This is a genomic window from Bacillus carboniphilus (genome assembly GCF_039522365.1).
Lineage (GTDB): Bacteria > Bacillota > Bacilli > Bacillales > JC228 > Bacillus_BF > Bacillus_BF carboniphilus.
In genome coordinates this window covers 58,793-84,162 of record NZ_BAAADJ010000064.1, presented here as the reverse complement: position 1 = coordinate 84,162, position 25,370 = coordinate 58,793, and the positions used below count along the sequence as shown (strand labels likewise).

The following is a 25,370-nucleotide window of genomic DNA, read 5'->3' as shown; positions in this document are numbered from 1 at the left end:
ATTAGGTCTAGCCACTACTCATTACCTCCCTTACTTACCCATGATTCCACTACTTCTTCCACTGGACGTTCAGGATAAATCCAACTTTTAATGATTTCATGGCTCATAGGTTTTCCTGCAGCAAAGATTGGAATAGTGGAGCTATGATTCCAATTCTGATAGGAATCACCAGTTCCACATAGACAAATAGCTTTGTAGTCTTCGGACTTAACAGCTTCTAGTCCATCCACCATTTCTGTCATAACACCAGCAGATGCAAACCAATTTCTAGCCATATCTCTTCGATCTTTGTATTCCTTTAATGTGCCTAGGCCAATGAGTGCCACTTTAGCTGGGCTTTGATTGAAGTATAGTCTCCATTTTTCGAAGGATTGTGATAATCGATACGACGGAAAATGGACTAAGTTATGACCAGCATTCAGGGTTTCTGTGGGTTTACGATCGTTTCCATCAACAAAGACGTTCGTCCCAACAATTTCTAACTCTCTAGTTTTGACTGCCTTTATTTTCTTTTCTCTACTTTTCTGAATACATTCTTGAAGCCATCCACTTTCAACACATGCCAAAAGACCCTGTCTGTTCTCTATAGTTAAGAACATTTCCCATGCTTTTTCTGCCAATTCTTTTGTTAAACTTTCAATATACCAAGAGCCACCAGCAGAGTCTAATGCATGAGATAGATTAGACTCTTCTGCTAGAAGATGATGCGTATTTCGCGCAATTCGATCTGCTAGTTCTTTTTTATCCTTTAGACAAACATCGAATGGTGCGATGTGTAAATAATCCACCCCCGCTACAACTGCAGCAAATGCCTCATTACCGGCACGAAGGACATTTACATTCTCATCAAAAATCGTTTTCGTTACCATAGAGGTTTCAGCTGCAATTGAAATTTTCTTAGATTCTTCCGATTTAATGTTGTAAGCAGAAGATAATTTATACCACAGATAGCGAAGTGCGCGCACTTTGGCTACCTCTAAGAAGAAGTTTCCACCTACTCCAATACGAACGAGAATACGGTTAAGAATATTCTCAGATGGAAGTCCCCTTTGTTCAAGCTGTTCAATATGTTCAACTGCACTAGCTAGGATAGATGCAAGTTCAGTTACCATGTCTGCGCCACTATTATGGAAAACAGTGCTGTCTATTAAGATCGTTTTCAATTTTTCAGGCACTTGTTTTGCCGCACTCGATAACACATCATAATAAGTTGAAAGGTTAGCGGTAGAAGATTGCTTTTCAAGCATACATTTTATCGGATCAAAACCAATAAAACCTGTTAGTTCCTTATTCCATCCCTGCTTGTTAAGCCAATGGACATGATTTTCATCTAATTCAACTAGGATATTTTTCAATGGGTTCGAATCCATTGATTTGAACCATTGAGTTAAATCTTCTTCCTTAAATTTTTTAGTTTGAAAAGATATTACATCTTGCCCTTTTGATTCTAAGGAGTTGATTTGCTCGAGCAGAGTCATGGATTCTTGACTAGTCAACCATTGAGCAACTTTCCATGGACGAGCTTGTTCACTAGGGTTTTGAACCCCTCTTAGAAAAGGTGCGATTCCAGGAGGAACATCTGCTCCTTCTAGTTTTTCACTATTTTGAGAAGTATATAGTGGTAATAGTTTAATATTTTCAAAGGTATTGGTTATCAATTCATCTAATGAGCCTGATTTTAATGTTTTTAGTGAGAGGTTTTCCCATTCTTCCATGGTAACTGGTGAGAATGAAATTTCAGTTGATTTACTCATTGCAAGTGCTTCTTCGCAATTGAAGAAGGCCCCCCTTCCCGTAGTAAGAAATCATTTTCATTTGTATAGTCTCATTTTAGTATAAATTTTTGGAAAACTCCAATTGGTACTGATTATTACGTAGGTTTGTTTTGGTTTTATTTGTGCCGAATCGGGAATGAAGTAGGAAATGGAACAGAAGATGTTGTTTGTGTTCTGTATTTACCAAAAAAAGGAAGGTTTGGAACAGGAGATGTAGTTTTTGTTCCGAATTTACCGAAAAAAGGAAGATATGGAACAGAAGATGTAGTTTTTGTCCTGTATTTACCATAAAAAGGAAGATGCGGAACAAAAGCTACAATATGCGTTCAGAGCACTTTCAGCCTCGGAATTGCACCTCCAGCCCAGGAATTGCACCTCCAGCCCAGGAATTGCACCCTCCAGCCCAGGAATTGCACCCTCAGCCCCAGAATTGCACCTCCAGCCCAGGAATTGCACCCCCACAAAAAAAGACCGGGCAAAGCCCAGTCTTTTAATAAATAGATGTATTATCAGGATTGATATTCTCCAAAATTTCCTTAATTCGTTGCAAGAAACGACCACAAATAAGTCCATCTAACACACGGTGATCTAGTGATAGACATAGATTAACCATATCTCGGACCGCAATCATACCGTTGTTCATCACAACAGGACGTTTCACAATGGACTCAACCTGAAGGATGGCAGCCTGAGGATGATTGATAATTCCCATAGATTGGACAGAACCAAATGAACCAGTGTTATTAACTGTAAAGGTTCCACCTTTCATGTCGTCCCCAGTTAGTTTATTTGTGCGAACTTTTGCCGCTAGTTCATTAATATCACGACCGATTCCTTTAATGGACTTTTCGTCGGCATGTTTGATTACTGGTACATATAATGCATCTTCTGTTGCTACCGCAATGGAGATGTTGATATCTTTTCTTTGTATAATTTTGTCTCCAGCCCAAGTAGAGTTGATTTCAGGGAACTCTTTTAAAGCTTGAGATACAGCTTTTACAAAGAATGCAAAGTAAGTTAAGTTAAAGCCTTCTTTCTGCTTAAACTCTGCCTTTAGAGAATCACGGTAAGCCACTAAGTTCGTTACATCTACTTCCATCATCGTCCATGCGTGAGGGATTTCGTGTTTACTCTTCAGCATGTTAGCAGCGATTGCTTTACGAACACCTGTAACCGGAATTTCTTTATCTCCAGGTGCTGCTGTTACTTGCGGTCCAGCAGCTGGGGTTGGTGCCGGTTTTGCTGCCTCCTGAGGTTTCTCTTCCGTAGTTGGGGCACTTGGTGTGGAAGCTACTTCTTTAGGTGCTGATCCTGCTTGTGGAACATTTCCAGACTCAATCAGCTTTTGGAGGTCTTTTCTTGTAATTCGTCCTCCAGCCCCTGTCCCTGTTACTTGGTTTAAGTCAATTCCATGTTCTTGTGAAAGCTTTAAAACAGCTGGTGAATAACGTGCTTTGTTAGGAGCATCTGTTTGTGCTGCTGGTTTGCTTACTTCAGCATTTCCTTCTGTTTCTTCAGCAGGTTTTGCTTCATTTGCTGGAGCCGCTGCTCCACCACCCTCAACTTCAATTGTGCAAATAACTTCTCCTACCTCAAGCGTATCTCCTTCGTTTGCTACTAATTCTTTAATCGTACCAGTGAAAGAGGAAGGTACCTCTGCATTTACCTTATCAGTCATGACTTCTGCAATTGGATCATACTTGTTTACATGATCCCCTGCAGACACTAACCATTTAGATATCGTACCTTCTGTTACACTCTCACCAAGCTGAGGCATTTTCATTTGTTCCATTCCCATTATTTGTACCTCCTTCAGCTTGAAAATTAAAATTCAGCTAGTTCTCTCATTGCCTTTTCAACTTTGTCAGGGTTTACCATAAAGTATTTTTCCATTGTAGGTGCATAAGGCATCGCTGGAACATTAGGTCCTGCTAGACGCTTAATTGGTGCATCTAATTCGAATAAGCATTCTTCTGAGATAATGGCAGATACCTCACTCATAATGCTACCTTCTAAATTATCTTCCGTTAGCAATAATACTTTTCCAGTTTTAGAAGCAGCTTCAACAATCGCTTCACGATCTAGTGGATACACCGTTCTTAAATCAAGGATATGAGCTGAAATACCATCTTCGGCTAATCTTTCAGCTGCTTGAAGTGCAAAATGAACACATAATCCATATGTAATGACAGTAATGTCTTCACCTTCACGTTTTACATCTGCTTTCCCGATTGGTAGTACATAATCATCATCAGGAACTTCACCTTTGATTAAACGGTAGGCACGTTTATGTTCAAAGAATAAAACAGGATCTTCATCTCGAATAGCAGCCTTTAATAACCCTTTAACATCATAAGGTGTAGATGGGATGACAATCTTTAACCCTGGTTGGTTCGCAAATACAGCTTCAACGGATTGCGAGTGATAAAGTGCCCCATGGACTCCTCCACCAAATGGAGCTCTGACTACAAGTGGACAGCTCCAATCATTGTTTGAACGGTACCGAATTCGAGCTGCTTCTGAAATAATTTGGTTCACAGCAGGCATGATGAAATCGGCAAACTGCATCTCAGCAATTGGTCTCATTCCATACATAGCTGCCCCAATTGCAACACCAGCGATTGCTGATTCTGCTAGAGGAGTATCAATAACTCTCTCCTCACCGAATTGATCGTATAAACCCTCAGTGGCCTTAAACACTCCACCTTTTAATCCAACGTCTTCCCCAAGGATAAACACCTTAGAGTCACGTTCCATTTCCTCTTTAATAGCCATTTTAACAGCATCTATATAAGAGATAACTGGCATCTGAGTTTCCCCCCTTATTCATTCTCAGCATACACATACTTCAAAGCTTGTTCTGCTTCTGCATATGGTGCATTCTCTGCGTATTCTGTAGCTTCGTTGACCAAGCCCATTACACGGTCATTTATTTGCTTTTCCAATTCATCATCCATCACACCGTTTTCTTTTAAATAAGCGCCAAAGGTGATAATTGGGTCTTTCGTTTTAGCATCCTTTACTTCTTCAGGAGCACGATAGCTTCTGTCATCATCGTCACTGGAGTGAGGAGTTAAACGATAGGAAATCGTTTCAATCAGGGATGGTCCTTCTCCTCTGCGACCACGATCTGCTGCTTCTTTAACCGCTGCATACACTTCTAGAGGATCATTTCCGTCTACTGTTACTCCTGGCATTCCGTAACCAATTGCACGATCTGACACTTTTTCACAAGCCAATTGTTTTTCAATTGGAACTGAAATCGCATATTTATTATTTTCACACATGAAAATAACAGGTAATTTGTGTACGCCAGCAAAGTTGGCACCTTCATGGAAATCTCCTTGGTTTGATGAACCTTCACCAAAAGTTACGAAAGTTACTAGGTCTTTCCCTTCCATTCTTCCAGCAAGTGCCACTCCTACTGCGTGTGGAACTTGTGTGGTAACAGGGGATGAACCTGTTACAATTCGGTTTTTCTTTTGACCAAAGTGTCCAGGCATTTGTCGACCACCTGAGTTCGGGTCTTCTGCCTTAGCGAAAGCAGAAAGCATAATTTCCTTTGCCGTCATACCAAATGTTAAAACTACTCCTAAATCACGGTAATAAGGTAAAACATAATCCTTCGAACGATCAAGAGCAAAAGCAGCACCGATTTGGGCAGCTTCCTGTCCTTGACATGAAATAACGAATGGAATTTTCCCTGAACGGTTTAAGAGCCATTGCCTTTCATCGAGTCTACGAGCTAAAAGCATGGTTTCATACATTTCAAGGACGTTTTCATTAGTAAGCCCCAATTGTTCATGACGTTTTTCAGCCATTTTAGTTCCTCCTCTATAAGAAAATTATGAATGAATTGCTAATCCATCGACTGCAAGTGCAGCTTCACCAATCGCCTCAGATAAGGTTGGATGAGGATGAATGGTATGTGCAACTTCCCAAGGTGTTGCATCTAATACTTTTGCTAAACCAGCCTCAGAAATCATATCCGTAACATGTGGTCCAATCATATGGACGCCTAGTATATCATCCGTATCTTTATCAGCAATAATTTTCACAAATCCGTCGGACTCCCCAAATACTAATGCTTTACCAATGGCACGGAAAGAGAATTTGCCAATTTTTATATTGAAGTTTTGCTCTTTTGCCTCTTGTTCTGTTAACCCAACTGAAGCGACTTCTGGACTGCTATAGATACATTTTGACACCAGGTTATAATCAATAGGTGCAGGATTTTTACGAGCAATATGTTCTACAGCAACAATCCCTTCATGACTAGCTACATGGGCAAGCTGCAAACCACCAATACAGTCACCAATTGCATATATATGTGATTCTTTCGTTTGGTAATGCTTATTTGTAACGATGACTCCCTTTTCCACTTTAATATCTGTGTTCTCCAAGCCAATTCCATTTACATTTGCTTCTCGTCCAACAGAAACTAATAATTGATCGGCTTGATATGTTTCTTCTTTGCCTTTTACTTCTGCACTGATTTGAACACCATTATCTTTGTTTAACGTATCAGGAAGAACTTTTGCACCAGTAACAATTTTCACACCTTTTTTCTTCATCAAGCGTTGCATCTCTTTGGAAATTTCCTGGTCTTCAGTCGGAATAATCCGATCCGCGTACTCAAGCACCGTTACTTCTACTCCAAAATCATGGAGCATGGACGCCCACTCAATCCCTATTACGCCTCCACCTACGATAATCATGGAGTTTGGCAGTTTTTCTAATTGAAGAGCTTCATCTGATGTTAACACCTTTTCTCCGTCAATCTCTAACCCTGGAAGTGTTCTTGGCTTAGAACCGGTCGCAATGATTACATTTTTGGGGATAAGAATTTCGTTTTCTTTTCCATCTGCAAATTCTACTGAAATGGAACCTGGCATTGGAGAGAATATAGAAGGTCCTAGAATTCTCCCAATCCCTTCATACACTTCTATTTTTCCTTGTTTCATCAAGTGTTGAACACCTTTATGTAATTGAGAAACAATTGACTCTTTTCTCTCCTGTACTTTAGGGAAATTGAGGGTTACATCGTTAATCGTAACTCCAAATTTATCTCCCTCTAGTGCCGTTCGATATACCTCTGCACTTCGGAGTAACGCTTTAGAAGGAATACATCCTTTATGTAAGCATGTTCCACCAAGCTTACCTTTTTCTACGATGGCTGTTTTCAAGCCAAGCTGTGAAGCTCGAATTGCCGCAACATAGCCGCCTGTACCGCCACCCAAAATAACGAGATCAAATTCTGTAGCCACTTGTTTCACTCCTTTTTATTTACCGTCTACGCTGTATACTTTTGCATCTTCTTCGCCACGAAGTACACGGAGTGCCCCTTCAGTTAATGCTTGGAGTTCATTCTCTCCTGGTTTAACTATACAATCTGCAATCCAGCCTACTCGCTCAATAATACTCTGCACAAATACCTTTCCATAAGCTAGTCCGCCAGTAAATATGATGGCATCTACTTTACCCTTAAGAACAGTACTTGCACTTCCAATCTCTTTGGCAATTTGATATGACATTGCATCATATACATGCTTTGCTTTTTTGTCGCCCTTTTCTATTAACTTCTCAACTTTTACAGCATCACTAGTTCCAAGATACCCTACTAATCCGCCTTGCCCCACTAATTTTTTCATGATTTCATCTCTAAAATAGTCACCTGAAAAGCATAGTTGCACAAGATCCCCCGCTGGAACCGTTCCTGCACGTTCCGGAGAAAACGGACCATCTCCATGTAGACCATTATTTACATCTACGACTTTTCCGTATTCATGGACACCAACTGTAATTCCCCCACCCATATGAACAACAATAAAACGCATTTCCTCGTATCTTTTTTGAAGTTCTTTTGCCACTCTTCTAGCGACAGCTTTTTGGTTAAGAGCATGGAAAATACTTTTTCTTTCAATTAGAGAAAACCCTGAAACCCTAGCCACGTCTGAAAGTTCATCTACTACCACTGGATCTACGATAAAGGAAGGGATATTTAAACCACCTGCGATTTCAAATGCTAATATCCCTCCAAGATTGGAAGCATGTTGACCTGCATATCCATTTTTCAAATCTTCAAGCATCGCTTGATTAACTTCGTAGGTCCCTCCCTCAATAGGACGAAGTAATCCTCCTCTACCGCAAACTGCCGATAATTTAGAAAGGTTCATTCCTTCTTGATCTAAGGCCTCTAGAATAGTGTTTTTTCGAAATTCATATTGTTCATATATTGAGTTGAAGCTTTGAATTTCATTTGAATCGTGGCGGATCGTCTTCTCGAATACAGGTCTCTCGTTGTCAAAAACGCCTATCTTCGTTGATGTAGAACCTGGGTTAATGACGAGAATGCGATATTCCTTTTCTACCAACTTTAATACCCTCCATAACGTGTAAGCCAATTTCCTCTTTTGATGTGAGGGACAAGCCATTTTTAGGTCTATCCTCGGCTTTTACTATTAGCCTTATTAGGGAAAAAGCTAAGGAGAGATCCTCCCCTATTACTTCCCTTAACACTTATTAGACTGAATAGAACGTATTATTTTCTTCTACTTAAGATGTGCTGACCATTTTGTAAAAAGGTTGATCTAGTATTTTTTATTTTCTCAATTCTTTCCTCTGCCATACGGTCAGCTGCCATATAGGTTGGAATGTTGTCGCGCTTAGAAATCTCGATAACCTTTTCAATATTGTTGTATATTAGCTCGACCTTCTTAAGTGCTCTTTCACGATTGTATCCGTATAGTTCATCAGCTACGTTAATAACTCCACCTGCGTTAATAACATAATCAGGAGCATACACAATACCCATTTCATGAATCGCATCGCCATGACGAGATTCCTTTAGTTGATTATTTGCAGCTCCTGCAATTACCTTTGCTTTAATTTGTGGAATGGTTTCATCGTTGATGACTGCCCCTAGTGCACATGGTGCAAAAATATCACATTCAACAGAGTAGATTTCATTAGGTTCAACTGCTTTCGCACCAAAGTCGTTAACTGCTCGTTGAACTGCATCTTTATGAATATCGGTTACAATAAGTTGTGCACCTTCCTCGTGTAGGTGTTTACATAATGTATAAGCCACGTTTCCTACACCTTGTACAGCAATTTTCTTTCCTTCTAAAGAATCGGTACCAAATGCCTCTTTTGCAGCAGCCTTCATTCCACGGTATACACCGTAAGCTGTTACTGGTGATGGATTTCCTGAAGAACCGAATGCTGGAGAAATCCCTGTTACAAAGTCTGTTTCTTCATGAATTAGGTCCATATCCTCTACTGTTGTACCAACGTCTTCAGCTGTAATGTAGCGGCCATTTAACCCTTGAATGTAGCGGCCAAAAGCTCGGAACATGTCTTCATTTTTATCTTTTCTAGGATCACCGATGATAACCGTTTTACCACCGCCAAGGTTTAAACCAGCAGCTGCATTTTTGTAAGTCATTCCTTTTGCCAAGCGTAAAGCATCTTCGATTGCTGCTTCTTCACTCTCGTATGTCCACATTCTTGTACCACCTAATGCCGGACCAATTGTAGTGTCATGTATTGCAATAATTGCTTTTAACCCTGATTTTTTATCCTGACAAATGACTAACTGCTCATAATCATATTTTTCCATGTATTTGAAGATTTCCATATAAAATTCCTCCCCAATTCTCATTGTTTAATTGATGAATGTAAAGCAACTGCAAGAGAATATAGTTTACTCTCTGCAGAATCTGCACGGGACGTTAACACGATTGGCGCTTTAGCCCCTTCAATGACTGCACCTACACTAGCATTTGAAAAATAAACCAATGACTTATAGAGAATATTTCCAGACTCTATATTAGGAACTAGCAAAATGTCTGCTTGTCCGGCAACAGTACTATTGATGCCTTTATGTTTGGCAGCTTCCATAGAAACTGCGTTGTCAAGAGCAAGAGGACCGTCTACCTCACAATCAGTAATTTGACCACGTCGGTTCATTTGTGTGAGTAGGGCAGCATCAAGTGATGCTTGCATGTCTGGATTCACGACCTCTACGGCTGCTAATGGGGCTACCTTCGGGGTTTCTAACCCTAGGCTTTTTGCCACCTTTACTGCATTTGCGATAATTTGTGCTTTTTGTGATACATCTGGTGCAATGTTCATAGCTGCATCTGTCACAAAAATAAACCGTTCATAACCGGGGACTGAAAACACGGCAACATGCGAAAGCACTTTACCTGTTCTTAGCCCAATTTCTTTATTTAACACTGCCTTCAATAAAGTTGAAGTTGGTATATGACCCTTCATCAATACATCTGCTTCATGTTGACGGACTGCTTTAACTGCTAGCTCCGCACTGGAAGTTTGAGATAAAGTATGAATGATTTCTACCTGTTTGTTTTTAACTAGATGTGGGAAATGTTGATCGAGCATTGTTGTTAGCATTTCCTTATCCCCATATAGTTGAAAAGAGCTCATATTTTGTTGTACTGCCAAAGATATTGCTTCCAGCACTTCTAAATCCTCTGCAGCAGCTACAGCAACGGTTTTCTTTTCAAATTGGGTTACTTGTTCTATTAGCTTCTGAAAATCCATGGCTACCTCCCAACTTGTTTATTGGCCGCACTTTTTAATAATGCAAGAATCGTGCCAACCACATTTTATGAAAGCGCTTTACTTTTATTATTATTATCATGCATCTTTCTGCGTGCTATGAAGAAACATGCATGCAACTCTATTCAATATTCCATTTTTCAAGTTTGTAGTAAAGACTTCGCACTGATATCCCTAATGACTTCGCACACGCCGTTTTATTTCCCTTAAGCTGCTTAAGCCTTTGTTCAATAACATCTTTTTCATACTCATCCATTAAATGAGCAAGCTCTTCTTGGTCGGCCTGTGTATTTTTCATGTTAGAATTCGAGTCTTCGTTTTTCTCACCCTTATTTCCTAGGAATTGTAAATGTGAACTTTTAAGGATCTTCTCATGAAAATCCATAAAAATAACAGCTCGTCCTAATTCATTTTCAAGCTCCCTTACATTTCCTGGCCAACCGTACTCCATTAGTTTTTTTAGAGCACCCTCGTTAAGCCCCTCGATATTTCTCCCATAATCTTGATTGATTTTATGAAGGAGCCGCTCACTTAGCATTTTAATATCTTGCTTTCTCTTTCTTAGCGGAGGGATATGAATAGGCATCCTATTTAAGCGATAATATAAATCCTCTCGGAAACTCCCGTCAGCTATTCCTTTTTCGAGGTTGATGTTCGTTGCCGCAATCACTCGCACATTGATGGAAATAGGCTTGGTTCCTCCAACACGAACGATTTCATTTTCTTGAAGTACTCTTAGTAGTTTCGCTTGAGTGTTTAAGGATAATTCACCTATTTCATCAAGGAAAATACTCCCATTGTCTGCTTCTTCAAATAGCCCTCTCTTTCCACCTCTCTTGGCACCAGAGAAAGCACCTTCTTCATACCCAAAAAGTTCACTTTCAAGTAGAGATTCTGAAATAGCTGCACAATTTACTCGAATAAACTTGTTATACTTCCGGTCGCTATCATTATGTATCGCATGAGCAAACAATTCTTTCCCTGTACCCGATTCCCCTCTAAGTAGAATGGTTACGGGTGTTCTGGCAGCAAGCCGTGCTTGCTCTACGGCCAGTTTCATTTCTTCAGAGCTTCCAATAATGTCATCAAACGTATATTTTGCTTCAAGTGATCGAATAATTTGTCTAGCTCGATTGAGTTCATTGGTTAGGGACTGAATTTCTGACATATCATGTATGACACCGACGCTTCCCTTCAGCTTCCCATCAACAATTACAGGAGCAACGTTTACGATGACTTCCTTTTTCGCTGGCCCTACTTTCATTTTGGTACCACGAACAGCTCTACGTGTTTTTAGCACCTTCATATGCATGCTTTCACCTTCAGAAATGTCAGCTGTCGCTGGTTTACCTATGACCTCTTCCTTTTTAAGCCCTGTTAACCGTTCATAAGCAGGGTTAATGAGGATTCCTTTTCCTTGCTCGTCTACGACCGTTATGGCCTCATCACTAGATTGAATAATGGCCTCTAACATGGTTTGGATTTCTTTTAAGTTGGTAATTTCTTCAGCAAGGTTTACAATTTCCGTTATGTTTTTAAAAACTGCAAAGGCACCAAGTAATTTCCCTTGTGAATCTATCATTGGAATTCGGGTGGTAATAATTTTTAAACCATTTTTTAAAACTAATTCCCGATTCGCCTCAATTCGTCTACTTGAAAGCACCTGAGGTAATCTGCTATCTGGAATTACTTTTTGAATATGTAAGCCTAACACATCTTCTTTTTTGACACCTACAATTTTTTCAGCACTATCATTCCAAAGGATGATAGTAGAATGATCATCCACTACAATCATTCCATCATTGGTTGAATTAAAGATTAAGTCTCTTCGGTGAGTTTCATCCTTTAATTCTTGTATGAGAGCTTTTTTCTCATCCAATAAACTAGTAATGATAAGAGCAACACTTCCAGGAATTAAAACCGTCTTTTTCCCTCTGTTATCTCTTAGCTCCCGGAAAATATCTTCACTTCCCGTAACGTCAACAATTATATCAATTTCATCTGAAAGAATTTCCTTCCAGTGAGAATATATGGGGACTCCTAGTTTCTTCGCAAATTGTATACCAGGTGCTTTTGGGTTAATGTCCACTACAGCAGCAACAGAAAACATTTCTGCTTCGCTTAAGATTTTTAGGAGGGCTGTACCCCCTTTACCTGCACCTACAATCATAACTTTCTGCAATTTCATTCACACCTTTTTGGATGACTGCAAGTTATTTCACATCTTCATTCTAAAGTATAAAGACTTGTTTTACAAATGAATTTTCTAATAACCTGTGTTATGATTGTCTAGATTAAAAGGAAAGTCTTTAAACGTGGGGAGATTATAATGGATCGTATTATTGCTTTAATCATAATGTTAATCCCAGGTATTTTAGCTGGTGTGGGAATCAAGTGGATGAGAGATACTGTTTTCACTATTTTACACGACCCCATTCCCTTTTTATGGCTACAATTTTTATTAGGTCTAGCTTTAACGGTTGGTGGCATTGCGTTTATTGCTGGATTTATATTTAGAAGAGACCGTAAAAACCAAAGAGTTCAAAAGAGATTTCGTTAATACAAAACGACCCCGTTCGCATTCATGGGGTCGTTTTTTTTTTAAGTTTTTCTTTTAATCGAACAGCCTTCTCAGGATAATCTGTAATAAAAGCCGTACAATTCACTTCAATTAACCTCTTCATATCCTTTTCTTTGTTAACGGTATAGGGACGTACCTGTATTCCATTTTTCATGCTTTCTTCTATAAGTTCGTTTGGTGCCGCTAAGTAATGTGGGTGTATGCCTTTTGCTCGGATACTTTGGGCATACACCCAAGGCATAAATATTCCACTTTTATAAATGGGGGCGGTTTCAATTTCAGGTGCAAGCCGGTAACACTTCACAATACTATAATGATTAAACGAGGATAGTATTACGCGATTTTCAACGCCATAAAGACGGATTAGTTGAATAACCTTTTCCTCAAGCTCAGGATAAGGAACGACCCCATTTTTTAATTCAATATGAAGGGTCATTTCATTTGAAACTATCCATTCTAAAATTTCTATAAGCGTTGGTATCGTAACTTTATGGATGGTTGGGAATTTATTATTGGCGTTTAATTTCTGGAGTTCTTTTAGGGAGTAATCTTTCACATATCCTTTACCATTAGTAGTACGGTCTACCTTTTCATCATGGATTACAACAATTTCTCCATCCTTTGTTAGTTGAACATCTATCTCGATTCCATCTGCCCCATCTTTGTAGGCTTGTTGAAAAGCTGGCATGGTGTTTTCTGGCTCTACTTTACTAGATCCTCGATGTGCAATAATTTGCGTCATTAGATGCCCTCCTTCTGTAAAGAACATATGCAAAAACCCAATAGGTCTTCAAGCAGACTTATTGGGCTAATGGAATGAAATAAGTATCAAATAATATCTATTAACAATTAGGAGGCTTTATGCTCCAATCTTAATTTATCCGCAACCATTGCGATAAACTCACTGTTCGTTGGCTTGGCTTTAGACATACTAACAGTATACCCAAATAATGAAGATATAGAATCAATATTACCACGGCTCCATGCTACTTCAATCGCATGACGAATAGCACGTTCTACTCGACTAGCAGTTGTATTATATTTTTTTGCAATGTCAGGGTATAACACCTTAGTTATAGAGCCTAACAATTCTATGTCGTTATAAACCATTGTAATGGCTTCTCTTAAGTATAAATAACCTTTAATATGTGCTGGAACTCCGATTTCGTGGATGATACTAGTAATGCTTCCCTCTAAATTTTTTCCTTTTGATTCAGTCTGTGATGTAGTTTTTGTCTGGCCGGATGGTTTTTTAATACTTCCGTTAAGCTTAGATCCAACTTGGCGGATATGACTTGTCAAGTTATCCATATCAAACGGTTTTAAAATAAAATAAGACGCACCTAAATCAACCGCTTTTTTCGTCACATCTTCTTGCCCAAATGCAGTCAACATAATGACATGAGGGAAAGGAGTTTTCTTGTTCTCTCTAAGCTTTTCTAATACAGCTAATCCGTCTAGATGAGGCATAATAATATCTAACACTAAAACATCTACTTCAGTGTCTTCTAATAGCTGTAGACAGTCTTGACCGTTATTGGCAACACCAACAACCTCCATATCTTCTTGTTCAGAAACATATTCCTCTAATAAGCCTACAAGCTCTCTATTATCATCTACAATGCATACTTTTATCTTTTTCAACAGACTTCCTCCTCGACTTCTTTGTGCTAACAAATATCATCTGTTTTCTATTCTAACTGACAATTTCGACAATGCAATAAAAATTCCTCTTCTTTTTTTAAAAAATCTTAAAAAATAAGGTAAATCTCCCTCATTCTCTCAAATTCTTTTATTTTCGACGCTTTTCGATATTTGACACATTTCCAACTGTGATTTTGTCGAAAAATCTTTGTTTGTTTCTTCATCATAGCACAAAAAAAAGAAAAACAGGCGCCACGGACGCCTGTTAGCTAGCTTTTTCTTTTTTCTGATATATGTCTATTCCTGCTTCATTGAGCATCCATTCTATATGAACACCGTAACCACTTGATGGATCATTAACAAAAACATGAGTTACGGCTCCCACTAATTTTCCGTTTTGAATAATTGGGCTTCCGCTCATCCCTTGGACGATTCCACCTGTTTGATCTAATAAACGTTGGTCCGTTACTTTAATAACCATTCCTTTTGTTGCAGGGAATTTTTGCGGAATTGTACTAACAATTTCAATATCGAATAATTCGACCTCATCATTTTCGACTACTGTCAGAATTTGTGCGGGTCCTTCTTTTACTTGGTGAGACAAAGCAATTGGCAAAGCCTCATCCATGATACCATTTTCTATAGAAGTATTTAATTTTCCAAAAATCCCAAAGGGACTATTACGAGTAATATCACCAATTACTTCATGTTCAGATGTGAACCTGGCATGCTTTTCTCCAGGATTTCCACCTTTACCTTTTTCGATTGAGGTTACAGTAGATCTTACAATTTGACCATCTTCTACAACAATTGGCTTTTTCGTATCCATGTCTGATATAACATGTCCGAGAGCTCCATATTTCTTTGACTTTGGTTCATAAAAAGTCATGGTCCCAATACCCGCTGCTGAATCACGGATATAAAGCCCTAGCTTATAATTGGATTCACCCTTACTTTGCTCTGGCATAAGCTGTGTTTTTATCGTCTCTTTTTCACGCTTTACCTCTAAGTCTAATGGCTTCCCACTTTCTCCTGCCTTTTGTACAAACGGGGCTACATCAGACATTTTTTCAATTTTTTCACCATTAATCTTCGTAATAATATCTCCAACCTGGATGCCCGCTAATTCACCGGGAGAGACTCTTCCCTTTTCGGTTTCAACTTGATGATAACCAACAACCAAAACGCCAAGAGTATTTAATTTTACACCAATTGATTGTCCTCCTGGAATAACCTTAAAATCCTTAAGAACATCAACACCTACACGCTTAATAGGAAGACCAGCTAATTCAAATACTACTTCTTGGGAACCAGGACGTTCCCCTTGAACGATTAAGCTATTATTTTCCTTAAAGACTGAGACCGCCCCATCATCCTTAGATGAAGTGGCTGTTACAGGAGTTGATACGGCGAAGGTTTCTTCACTTCCTTGAAATAACACAACATGCTTTGGAACTGATAAAAATTCTTGAAAGGGCTTGTAGAAGTTAAGGGCTAGTAAAGAAACAAGGAGAAGAATTCCTGTTGTTATTCTAAATGACTTACGATTCATTTCACACTCTCCTCGCTTCTGCTCTACGATTTTGAATGGCTACACTTTTAATGTTACCTTTGACCGGTTGGATTATAACTGGATATAGAAAGAAATGAAAAGAATCAAAACGTATAAAAAAACGAAAAAAAGCCACATTAAATTGTGGCTTTTCTTGTTACTAATTATAAATTTTTTCTCTATTTTGTTTCAGATTTTTCTTGTACTTATTGGCATAATCAATAAGCTCTTTGGCATGTTGTTTAGTCGCCTCTGTAATTTCAGTACCCGACATCATTTTACCAATTTCGTTAATCTGTTCATCATTTTTCAATGTTTTGACAGTGGTAGAAGTGCGATTTTTTTCAATTTTCTTCATAATGTAATAATGAGAATCGGCCATAGCCGCAACCTGTGGCAAGTGAGAAATACATAACACCTGAGATTGCACGGAAAGCTCGTATATTTTCTCGCCCATGGATTGAGCCACCCTACCACTCACACCTGTGTCTACTTCATCAAAAATAATCGAGGTTATTTTTTGATGCTTAGAGAGAATACTCTTGATTGCTAACATAATTCTAGACAGTTCTCCTCCAGATGCAATCTTTGATAAAGGCTTAAGTGGCTCTCCTGGATTAGGTGATAATAAGAAAACAACAGAGCCTTTTCCATTCTTCGTGTATTGAGTTGAGGTTTTAAATTCAACTTCGAAAACGGTCTTGTCCATATATAAGTCCTTTAATTGTTTGTGAATATCTTTTGTCAGCTGATTTGCAAAATGTTGACGTAATTCCAGGAGGTTTTTAGCTTCTACTTCTAAATCCAGCTCAATGGACTTAAGCTTTTTAGAAAGATCTTCAATATGTGACTCTCTGTTTTGCAATTTTTCAAGTTCTTCTTCGATACCCGCTGCATATTCCACGATTTCAGAAACACTTTTTCCATATTTCCGTTTCAATTGTCCGATTTCGTTTAAGCGACTTTCGACGTCATTTAATCGAGCCTCGTCATATTCAAAAGTATGAATTTGATCTCTTATACCACGCGCTACGTCCTCTAGGCTATAAAACGCATTAGAAACGGCTTCATACCATTCTTTATTTTTGGGGTCAATTTCTTGGGCTTGTTCCAATTCCGCCATGGCCATACCTAACCAATCTAACCCTTTTTGTTCACCTTGAATGGCATCGTAGCTAATTTGTAGCTGTTTAAACAGCTGTTCATAATGGAGGAGCTTTTGCTTTTCTGCTTTTAAATCATCATCTTCGTTTGCCATTAAGTTTGCATTCTTTATTTCATTTAGCTGAAATTGAAGAAGATCTATACGTTGTACATTTTCTTGCTCATTCTGACTGAGCTGCTTCAATTGACTTTTTGTTTTTTCGTAATCAGCAAATATCTCCTGATAGGATGATAAAGCTTGGTGAATTTTCTTCCCTCCGTATTGATCAAGAAGGGAAAGGTGTTCCTCTTCATTTAATAAAACTTGGTGCTCATGTTGTCCATGAATATCGATTAACGCGCTAGCAATTTCTCTTAGTAAAGCAATTGTTACTAACTTCCCATTTACTCGACATACACTTTTACCATGACGATATATATCTCGCCTTAGAATGATATTCTCTTCATCTGCGGGACATCCGTATTCCCGGAGCTTCTCAAAAACTGGATGGTTGGCATTTACAAAAAATAGCCCTTCCAACTCCGCTTTTTCCTCTTCATGTCGAATAAATTCTGAAGACCCTCGTGAGCCTGCTAGAAGGCCAATGGCATCAATAATTATGGACTTACCCGCTCCAGTTTCTCCAGTTAGAACTGAGAGACCATCCTTAAACGAAAAAGTTAATTCATCAATAATGGCAAAATTCCGTATTGTCAATTCAGCTAACAACTAGGTCACCCTCTTTTTTAAAGCATCTCTAAAAATCTTTGAGAAATTTTATCCGTATCCTCAGGTTTTCGACAAATGATTAAGCAAGTGTCATCTCCACAAATAGTTCCCATGATTTCTTCCCAATCTAAATTATCAATTAAAGCCCCAATAGCTTGTGCGTTACCTGGAAGTGTTTTCATGACTATAAGGTGACTAGCCTGGTCAATTTTAACAAAAGCATCCATTAAGGCACGCTTTAACTTTTGTAATGGGTTAAACCTCTGATCAGCAGGTAAGCTATATTTATATCTTCCGTCACTCAAAGGCACTTTTACTAAATGCAGTTCCTTAATGTCACGTGAAACTGTTGCCTGCGTAACATTAAAACCAGCTTCTCGTAGACAATCTACAAGTTCGTCTTGTGTTTCAATTTCCTGATTTGTTATAAATTCTCTAATTTTTATATGTCTTTGACCTTTATTCAACCCCAACACACCTCGTTCAATTCAAATGACCTTATTTTCTTCATCATATCATAAACCTATAATTTGGATAAGTATCCTTCTTTACATAAAACTTTAACCCAAAACAAAAAGCTCCAACCTGAGGAGCTTTTCATAGTGATTCATGTGCATTTTTAACCACTTCGTTTACATCGACATCCAAATTGTTTTTAGCTTCTCCCTTATTCCAGGATAATAGAAGTAAAAACTCAATGTTTCCTTCCCCACCTGTGATAGGTGAGTAGGTTAAGCCGTCAATACTATAGCCTTCTCCTAATGCATGTGTGATGATTTTTTCGATTACCTGAGCATGGATGGATGGGTCACGAACAATACCTTTCTTCCCAACCTGTTCTTTGCCAGCTTCAAATTGCGGCTTTACTAGAGCCACAATTTTTGTTCCATCTTCAACCAGATTCTTCAATACAGGTAAAATGATGGTCAGCGAGATGAAGGAAACATCAATAGTTCCGAAATTAGGAACTGGCCCTTTTAGGTCATCTTTCGTAACATAGCGGAAATTCGTTCTTTCCATGACTACTACTCGCTCATCCTGTCTAAGCTTCCACGCTAACTGATTGTAACCAACATCAATTGCATAAGACAGTATAACTCCGTTTTGCAGACCACAGTCTGTAAAGCCACCCGTTGAGGAACCAACATCAATCATCACTTTTTGGGATAAATCTAACTGAAAGGCCTCAATGGCTTTTTCAAGCTTAAGCCCACCTCTTGATACATAGGGCAATACTTTCCCCTTTACAGTAAGTGGGCTGTTTATCGGGATTTTTTCTCCCGGTTTTTCCAATCTAACTTCATTACTATAAATCAGACCTGCCATGATGGCACGTTTTGCTTTTTCCCTTGTTTCAAATAAACCTTGCTCGACTAATAATACATCTAGTCTTTCTTTTTTTTCACTCATTATTTAAGCCCTTTTTTGTTTTTGTGGAATCATGCTTGTTAATAGTTTGACAACATTTTCTGTTGTCATTCCTATCTCTTCTAAAAGCTTAGAGACACTTCCATGCTCAATAAATTGATCAGGAATTCCCATTCTATTGATCTTAGCATTGTGATAATTATTTTCGTGTGCAAATTCTAAAACAGCACTACCAAATCCACCTTGGAGGATTGCCTCTTCAATTGTAAGAATTGGCATTTCTTGACCTAATAGGTCATGTAACATAGGCTCATCTAAAGGTTTAATAAACCTGGCATTTACAACCTTTATGGAAAGGCCAGTTTCCTCCAACTGTGTTGCTGCATCCAATGCCATTTGAATTGTTGTTCCAAATGTTAGAATACACGCATCTTCTCCATCCTTTAGAACTTCCCAACTACCGATTGGAATCGTCTTTAAATCCTCATCTAATGGAACCCCAATTCCATTTCCTCTTGGGAATCTCATGGAAATAGGTCCATCATTATATTTAATAGCTGTATTCACCATATGCTGTCCTTCATTCTCATCCTTCGGCATCATTAAGACCATATTTGGTAAGCTCCTTAAAAAGGATATATCAAATACTCCCTGATGCGTTTCACCGTCCGCTCCAACTAGACCCGCACGATCTACTCCAATAAACACATTCAGGTTTTGTCTGCAAATATCATGTACGACTTGGTCGTATGCTCGCTGTAAAAACGTTGAATAAATCGCAAGGAATGGCTTCATATTCTGTGTAGCCAATCCAGCCGCAACGGTAGCTGCATGTTGTTCGGCAATACCGACATCGTACATCCGGTCTGGGAATTCACTTGCAAAGCCTTCAAGTTTTGAACCAACTGGCATAGCAGGCGTGATTGCAACAATCCGCTCATCTTCCCTTGCTAATTTCCTGACCGTTTCACTTACTAACTTACTCCAGGCAGGACCGATAGCTGTTGGTTTTACAAAATCACCTGTTTCGATTTTATAAGGTCCTGTACCATGCCATGTTCCAACCGTATCTGTTTCTGCAGGATGATAACCCTTCCCTTTTTTAGTAAGTACATGTAACAAAACCGGCCCCTCAGTCTTCTTTGCGTACTGAAGGTTCTCAAAAAGGTCCTCATAAGAATGTCCATCAACTGGGCCCAAGTATGTAAAACCTAATTCTTCAAAGAACATCCCTGATACAAATAAATACTTTAGTGTATCTTTAATTCTTTCTGCTGTAGCGGCTAGTCGTCCACCCACTGCAGGAATTTTCTTTAAGAGATATTCTAGTTCGTCTTTTACCCATTGATATTTACCTGCTGTACGTAATCTGCCCAGAACATTATGAAGAGCACCTACATTAGGAGCAATAGACATTTCATTATCATTTAAGATTACAATTATATTTTTCTTTTCTGCACCAATATGATTTAATGCTTCGAGTGCCATACCACCCGTTAAAGCTCCATCTCCTATTACCGGCACAATATAGCTTTTTTCTTTCTTTAAGTCTCTAGCAATTGCCATACCCATGGCAGCAGAAAGAGAAGTAGAACTATGCCCTGTCTCCCAAACATCATGTTCACTTTCATTGCGTTTCGGAAATCCACATAGACCCTTGTATTGTCGTAATGTTCCAAATTCCTTAGCACGTCCAGTTAAAATCTTATGAACATAAGACTGGTGTCCTACATCCCATAGAAACTTATCCTTTGGACTTTCAAAGCATTTATGAAGTGCAATGGTTAATTCTACAACGCCAAGATTTGGCCCTATATGCCCTCCGGTTTTTGATAAATTTTCAATGAGAAAAGAACGGATCTCTTCACTAAGCGCTTCCAACTCAGTAGTTGACATAGACTTAAGAAAAGAAGGATCCTTTATGTTTAAGAGATCCAAAGTAAACAACTCGCTTTCATCCATAATAAACCTTTTATATCCTATTTTATTTTCGTTTCTCTCTATTATAACGTTCTGACAGATTTCCACAAGAAATACTAGGTTTTCTGGGCATTGTATATGTTCTTAATGGTCCCTAGTTGCAATCAGGTCAGTTATTGTTTTTAAAAACGTCGTATCTCCTGGTATATCCTGAATCATTTGATTTGAAGCGTTGATATGGTAGTTGAGCTTCTCTTTTGCCCCTTCTAGTGTCAATAGTTGTGGGTATGTGCTTTTTTTGTTGGATAGGTCGCTCCCTACTGGTTTACCGATCCGTTCTTGGTCACCTTCTTCATCCAAAATGTCATCCCTAATTTGAAAAGCAAGTCCCAAGTGATAGGAGAATGTTTTTAATTTTTGTCGAAGTTCATCACTAGCATTCCCTAAAATACAACCAGCATCTACACTGTATGCTAACAGCTTACCTGTTTTATGAGTGTGAATAAACTCTAACTCTTCGATAGTTAATTGTTTATTTTCCCCTAACAAATCTGCCACTTGTCCACCAACCATGCCCTCAGCACCTGATGATTCACTCAATCCCGTTATTAATTCGAGTATTTGAGCATCCGTCCATCTATTTCTGTCTAAAGTAGAGAGGACTTTAAAGCTGTGGGTTAGAAGAGCATCACCAGCAAGAATAGCAATCGCTTCTCCATATACTTTATGGTTTGTTGGTTTTCCCCGTCTTAAGTCATCATCATCCATACTTGGAAGGTCATCATGAATTAAGGAATATGTATGAATCATTTCAACAGCAGCCGCAACCTTTGTTCCTTTTTTCCAATCCACACCTAATGCAGCTAGTACAGAAAAAGTTAGTAGTGGCCTAATTCTCTTACCTCCTGCTTGTAAGGAATACTGCATAGATTTCTTCAATATTTCTGGTGCCTGTAAATCATTGATGATTTGTTCTAGTTCTTTTTCGACGGCTTCTTTTGCTTGGAAGGAAAACTGTTCAAAGCTTATACAACTCAATTATTTTCCTCCTCAATAGTAAACGGTTTTAACTCTCCATCTTCTGTCATGATGCTAACCATTTGATCTTCTGCTTCTTTTAATTGGTCATGACAAAATTTTGAGAGTTCCATTCCTTGTTTATAAATAGAGATTGCCTCCTCCAGAGGTACCTCCCCTTCTTCTAACCGATCCACAATTTTCTCTAGCTCTCCCATTGCTTCTTCAAATGTATATTTACGCTTTTCTTCCATTACTCTCCACCTCCGTAATATTCTGCACCTGACAAGATAATGTACCGTCTTGAAGATTTACCTGTATGTTATCACCTTTTTTGATGGACTGAATGCTTTTAACTATGGAACCTTTTTCATTGTAGGCTAAGCTATATCCCCGATCCATAATGGCAAGAGGATTTAGGGCATTCAATGTTTGAATCATACTCGAGAACTGATGTTTCTTTGTATCAATCTTAACCGCCATACCTTTCTGCAAATCCTTTTGAAGTTTGTTAATCTCACTATTCTTTTGCTTAATCATTTCACGTGGTGATGTACGCTGGAGCCGGTCCGTAAACATGATTCTTTGCTCATTCTTTTTACTAATCATGCGTACCATTTCTCTCTTTAAACTCTCATGAAGACGATCAACTTTTTCAAGCTTTTGGATATATAGCCTTTTAGGTGAGCGAAAGGCATAGGAATTCGTTATTTTTTTTAGGTGAATTCTTTCGACTTTTACCTTGTTCATGATGGCCCGAGACAACCGAACTTTTCGTTCATTCACTCTTTGGTGCAATTCTTCTAATAGTGGTACAGCTAATTCTGCTGCTCCGGTTGGAGTAGGCGCTCTAAGGTCAGCAACAAAGTCACTTATGGTATAGTCTGTTTCATGTCCTACAGCTGAAATAACAGGAATCTTCGCATCCGAAATCGTCCTTGCCACTTTTTCATCATTAAATGCCCACAATTCCTCTATTGAGCCACCACCGCGGCCAGCAATAATCACATCAATATTTCCGAGCTGATGCGCTTTATTAAAGGCTTGTACAATTGACTCTGGAGCCCGATCTCCTTGAACAAGAGCTGGAATTAACACAACTCTACCAATGGGAAAGCGTCTTCGAATCGTCGTTATAATATCACGAACAGCTGCCCCAGTTGGAGATGTAATGACTCCTATAGTTTTGGGGAAGATAGGGATTTTCTTTTTTCTACTTTCGAGAAATAGGCCTTCCTTTTCAAGCTTCTCTTTTAATTGTTCGTATGCTAAAAATAAAGACCCTACTCCATCAGGTTTCATCTCTTTTACGTACATTTGATACTGTCCACTCGACTCGTAAACGGAGATTTCCCCTCTAACGAGTACACTCATACCATTCTCTGGTGTAAAAGGTACGCTTCTTGCTTGGCTTGCAAACATGACTGCAAGTATTCGGGCCCGATCGTCTTTTAACGTAAAATATAAATGACCACTCGAGTGTATCTTTAAGTTGGAAATTTCCCCTTTTAAATAAAATTCTTGGAGATGAGGGTCATAGTCAAATTTTCTTTTTATGTATTTGGTTAGTGCGGATACTGTCAGATAATTGATCGTAGACATAAACGCTCCTTTGAAAGGCGTAGTGATTTTGTCTTTATTATATAAGACCGAAAGAAAGCAGTCACCCCATTTACACTGAGATGACTGCCCCCTTACAGAAAATTAGAGTTTCCTTTTTGTAGACTTAATTGTATTGTATAGCAGCATTGTAATGGTCATTGGACCAACTCCTCCGGGAACAGGAGTTATAAAGCTCGCCTTCTCTTTCACTTCTTCAAAAATAACATCCCCACAGAGCTTATTTTCTTCGTCTCTATTCATGGCAACATCAATGACAATTGCTCCATCTTTTACGTGGTCTTTCGTAATTAACCCTCTAACACCTACTGCAGAAATCAAGATGTCAGCTTGTGAGGTATGTTTTTGCAAATCGCTCGTTTTAGAGTGACAGTATGTAACCGTTGCATTTCGATTCAAACATAATTGCCCCATTGGTTTTCCTACAATATTACTTCTTCCCACAACCACAACATGTTTACCTTCTAAAGGAACATTGATCGCTTCAATAAGCTTTATGATTCCATAGGGGGTACAAGGTAGGAAACTATCTTGTCCAGTCATCATTCTCCCAATATTGATGGGATGAAATCCATCTACGTCCTTTTCAGGAGAGATTGCCTCTATAATTGTTGTTTCCTCAATATGCTTCGGAAGTGGGAGTTGAACCAATATCCCATCAATGTCATCATCATTATTTAGCTGTTTTACAATATCGAGAAGCTCTTTCTCTGATATCGTTTCTTCCAATTCAATCAAACGGGAGTAGAGTCCAAGCTTTTCGCATGCTTTTTGTTTCATCGTAACATAGGTTCTTGATGCAGGGTCATCTCCAACTAAAACAACAGCAAGTCCAGGTATAATATCCTTTTCGGCTAAGTAACGGATATCTCTTACCAATTGGCTTCTTAATTCTTGAGCAATTTCTTTCCCATTAATTAATTCGGCTGCCATCCATTTCCCCCCTAATTTAATGCTTAATCTCTTTTGTTTATCTCTATATTCGACAATACACCATTCACAAATTTACCAGAATTGTCATCCCCGTATAGTTTTGCTATTTCAACGGCTTCATTTATAACTACCTTAGAAGGTACATCCTCACTATATTTCAGCTCAAACGTAGCCAGACGTAGCAGATTGCGATCTACAACACTTAATCGATTTAGTGTCCATTTTCTTAAAGATTTTTCAACTAATCCATCAATTTCTAGTTGGTGTTCTTGTACACCTTTAACTAAAAAAGACAAATACGTATGGTCTTTTTGCTGCTCTTCATCTAAAATATGATCGATTGCCTCATCAGCAGTGGATTTACTAATTTCGATTTCATAAAGTGCTTGTAACGCTTTCTCTCGTGCTGTTCTCCTTTTCATTTCCGTACCTCTCTACTTTAAATAATATTTTTCATAAACTCTATCATAGCATATGTAATGCGCGAGACAATAACAATCG

21 protein-coding genes and 1 pseudogene are annotated in these 25,370 nt (G+C 38.7%); 1 reads left to right on the top strand and 21 read right to left on the bottom strand.

The window, feature by feature from the left end; translation table 11 throughout:
- Positions 1-14: 14 nt before the first annotated feature.
- From ABDZ91_RS20645 to ABDZ91_RS20605, 9 genes are all read right to left on the bottom strand, one after another.
- A complete protein-coding gene (locus tag ABDZ91_RS20645) occupies positions 15-1,754 on the bottom strand; it encodes a methylmalonyl-CoA mutase family protein (protein ID WP_343803529.1) in 1,740 nt (579 codons plus the stop codon).
- 511 nt (positions 1,755-2,265) lie between these two features.
- Positions 2,266-3,573, bottom strand: coding sequence for a dihydrolipoamide acetyltransferase family protein (locus tag ABDZ91_RS20640; RefSeq protein WP_343803526.1), 1,308 nt, complete (start codon positions 3,571-3,573; stop codon positions 2,266-2,268).
- A gap of 26 nt (positions 3,574-3,599) precedes the next feature.
- On the bottom strand, positions 3,600-4,583 hold the full coding sequence (locus ABDZ91_RS20635; RefSeq protein ID WP_343803523.1) for an alpha-ketoacid dehydrogenase subunit beta: 984 nt from the start codon (positions 4,581-4,583) through the stop codon (positions 3,600-3,602).
- A gap of 14 nt (positions 4,584-4,597) precedes the next feature.
- The gene (locus tag ABDZ91_RS20630; RefSeq protein WP_343803521.1) at positions 4,598-5,596 is read right to left on the bottom strand and encodes a thiamine pyrophosphate-dependent dehydrogenase E1 component subunit alpha; all 999 of its coding nucleotides are present in this window, start codon (positions 5,594-5,596) and stop codon (positions 4,598-4,600) included.
- A gap of 24 nt (positions 5,597-5,620) precedes the next feature.
- Entirely contained in the window at positions 5,621-7,042 is a 1,422-nt protein-coding gene (gene lpdA, locus ABDZ91_RS20625) for a dihydrolipoyl dehydrogenase (RefSeq protein WP_343803518.1), read from the bottom strand.
- A 15-nt stretch (positions 7,043-7,057) separates the two neighbouring features.
- Positions 7,058-8,149 carry a butyrate kinase gene (gene buk, locus ABDZ91_RS20620; RefSeq protein ID WP_343803515.1) on the bottom strand — a complete coding sequence of 364 codons (1,092 nt, stop codon included), beginning with the start codon at positions 8,147-8,149 and terminating at the stop codon, positions 7,058-7,060.
- A gap of 167 nt (positions 8,150-8,316) precedes the next feature.
- Complete coding sequence (bcd, locus tag ABDZ91_RS20615) at positions 8,317-9,414, bottom strand: branched-chain amino acid dehydrogenase (RefSeq protein ID WP_343803512.1); 1,098 nt, start codon at positions 9,412-9,414, stop codon at positions 8,317-8,319.
- A 20-nt stretch (positions 9,415-9,434) separates the two neighbouring features.
- Positions 9,435-10,343: a phosphate butyryltransferase gene (gene yqiS, locus ABDZ91_RS20610; protein ID WP_343803509.1), complete on the bottom strand. Its 909-nt coding sequence runs from the start codon at positions 10,341-10,343 to the stop codon at positions 9,435-9,437.
- 139 nt (positions 10,344-10,482) lie between these two features.
- Positions 10,483-12,543 carry a sigma 54-interacting transcriptional regulator gene (locus tag ABDZ91_RS20605; protein ID WP_343803506.1) on the bottom strand — a complete coding sequence of 687 codons (2,061 nt, stop codon included), beginning with the start codon at positions 12,541-12,543 and terminating at the stop codon, positions 10,483-10,485.
- 147 nt (positions 12,544-12,690) lie between these two features.
- Here ABDZ91_RS20605 and ABDZ91_RS20600 point away from each other — a divergent pair, with 147 nt between their 5' ends.
- Complete coding sequence (locus ABDZ91_RS20600; protein ID WP_343803503.1) at positions 12,691-12,921, top strand: DUF2627 domain-containing protein; 231 nt, start codon at positions 12,691-12,693, stop codon at positions 12,919-12,921.
- A gap of 22 nt (positions 12,922-12,943) precedes the next feature.
- Here the strand turns inward: ABDZ91_RS20600 and ABDZ91_RS20595 are convergent, their stop codons facing one another.
- The 12 genes and pseudogenes from ABDZ91_RS20595 to nusB form a co-directional block, all read right to left on the bottom strand.
- Positions 12,944-13,684, bottom strand: coding sequence for a glycerophosphodiester phosphodiesterase (locus tag ABDZ91_RS20595; protein ID WP_343803500.1), 741 nt, complete (start codon positions 13,682-13,684; stop codon positions 12,944-12,946).
- 107 nt (positions 13,685-13,791) lie between these two features.
- Positions 13,792-14,586 carry a sporulation transcription factor Spo0A gene (spo0A, locus tag ABDZ91_RS20590; protein WP_343803497.1) on the bottom strand — a complete coding sequence of 265 codons (795 nt, stop codon included), beginning with the start codon at positions 14,584-14,586 and terminating at the stop codon, positions 13,792-13,794.
- Positions 14,587-14,851: 265 nt separating this feature from the next.
- Positions 14,852-16,138, bottom strand: coding sequence for a SpoIVB peptidase (gene spoIVB, locus ABDZ91_RS20585; RefSeq protein WP_343803494.1), 1,287 nt, complete (start codon positions 16,136-16,138; stop codon positions 14,852-14,854).
- A 160-nt stretch (positions 16,139-16,298) separates the two neighbouring features.
- Positions 16,299-18,011: a DNA repair protein RecN gene (gene recN / locus ABDZ91_RS20580; protein ID WP_343803491.1), complete on the bottom strand. Its 1,713-nt coding sequence runs from the start codon at positions 18,009-18,011 to the stop codon at positions 16,299-16,301.
- 17 nt (positions 18,012-18,028) lie between these two features.
- Entirely contained in the window at positions 18,029-18,478 is a 450-nt protein-coding gene (ahrC, locus tag ABDZ91_RS20575) for a transcriptional regulator AhrC/ArgR (protein WP_343803488.1), read from the bottom strand.
- 130 nt (positions 18,479-18,608) lie between these two features.
- Positions 18,609-19,421: a TlyA family RNA methyltransferase gene (locus ABDZ91_RS20570; protein WP_343803486.1), complete on the bottom strand. Its 813-nt coding sequence runs from the start codon at positions 19,419-19,421 to the stop codon at positions 18,609-18,611.
- Positions 19,414-21,317, bottom strand: a pseudogene (gene dxs / locus ABDZ91_RS20565) (1-deoxy-D-xylulose-5-phosphate synthase). Before dxs ends, ABDZ91_RS20570 begins: the two are co-directional and overlap by 8 nt.
- A 126-nt stretch (positions 21,318-21,443) precedes the next feature.
- Positions 21,444-22,337 carry a polyprenyl synthetase family protein gene (locus tag ABDZ91_RS20560; protein WP_343803483.1) on the bottom strand — a complete coding sequence of 298 codons (894 nt, stop codon included), beginning with the start codon at positions 22,335-22,337 and terminating at the stop codon, positions 21,444-21,446.
- A complete protein-coding gene (gene xseB / locus ABDZ91_RS20555) occupies positions 22,334-22,570 on the bottom strand; it encodes an exodeoxyribonuclease VII small subunit (protein WP_343803480.1) in 237 nt (78 codons plus the stop codon). Before xseB ends, ABDZ91_RS20560 begins: the two co-directional genes overlap by 4 nt.
- Positions 22,554-23,918 carry an exodeoxyribonuclease VII large subunit gene (gene xseA, locus ABDZ91_RS20550; protein WP_343803478.1) on the bottom strand — a complete coding sequence of 455 codons (1,365 nt, stop codon included), beginning with the start codon at positions 23,916-23,918 and terminating at the stop codon, positions 22,554-22,556. Before xseA ends, xseB begins: the two co-directional genes overlap by 17 nt.
- Before the next feature lie 102 nt (positions 23,919-24,020).
- Entirely contained in the window at positions 24,021-24,869 is an 849-nt protein-coding gene (gene folD / locus ABDZ91_RS20545) for a bifunctional methylenetetrahydrofolate dehydrogenase/methenyltetrahydrofolate cyclohydrolase FolD (protein WP_343803476.1), read from the bottom strand.
- 23 nt (positions 24,870-24,892) lie between these two features.
- Positions 24,893-25,291, bottom strand: coding sequence for a transcription antitermination factor NusB (gene nusB, locus ABDZ91_RS20540; RefSeq protein WP_343803474.1), 399 nt, complete (start codon positions 25,289-25,291; stop codon positions 24,893-24,895).
- Positions 25,292-25,370 lie beyond the last annotated feature (79 nt).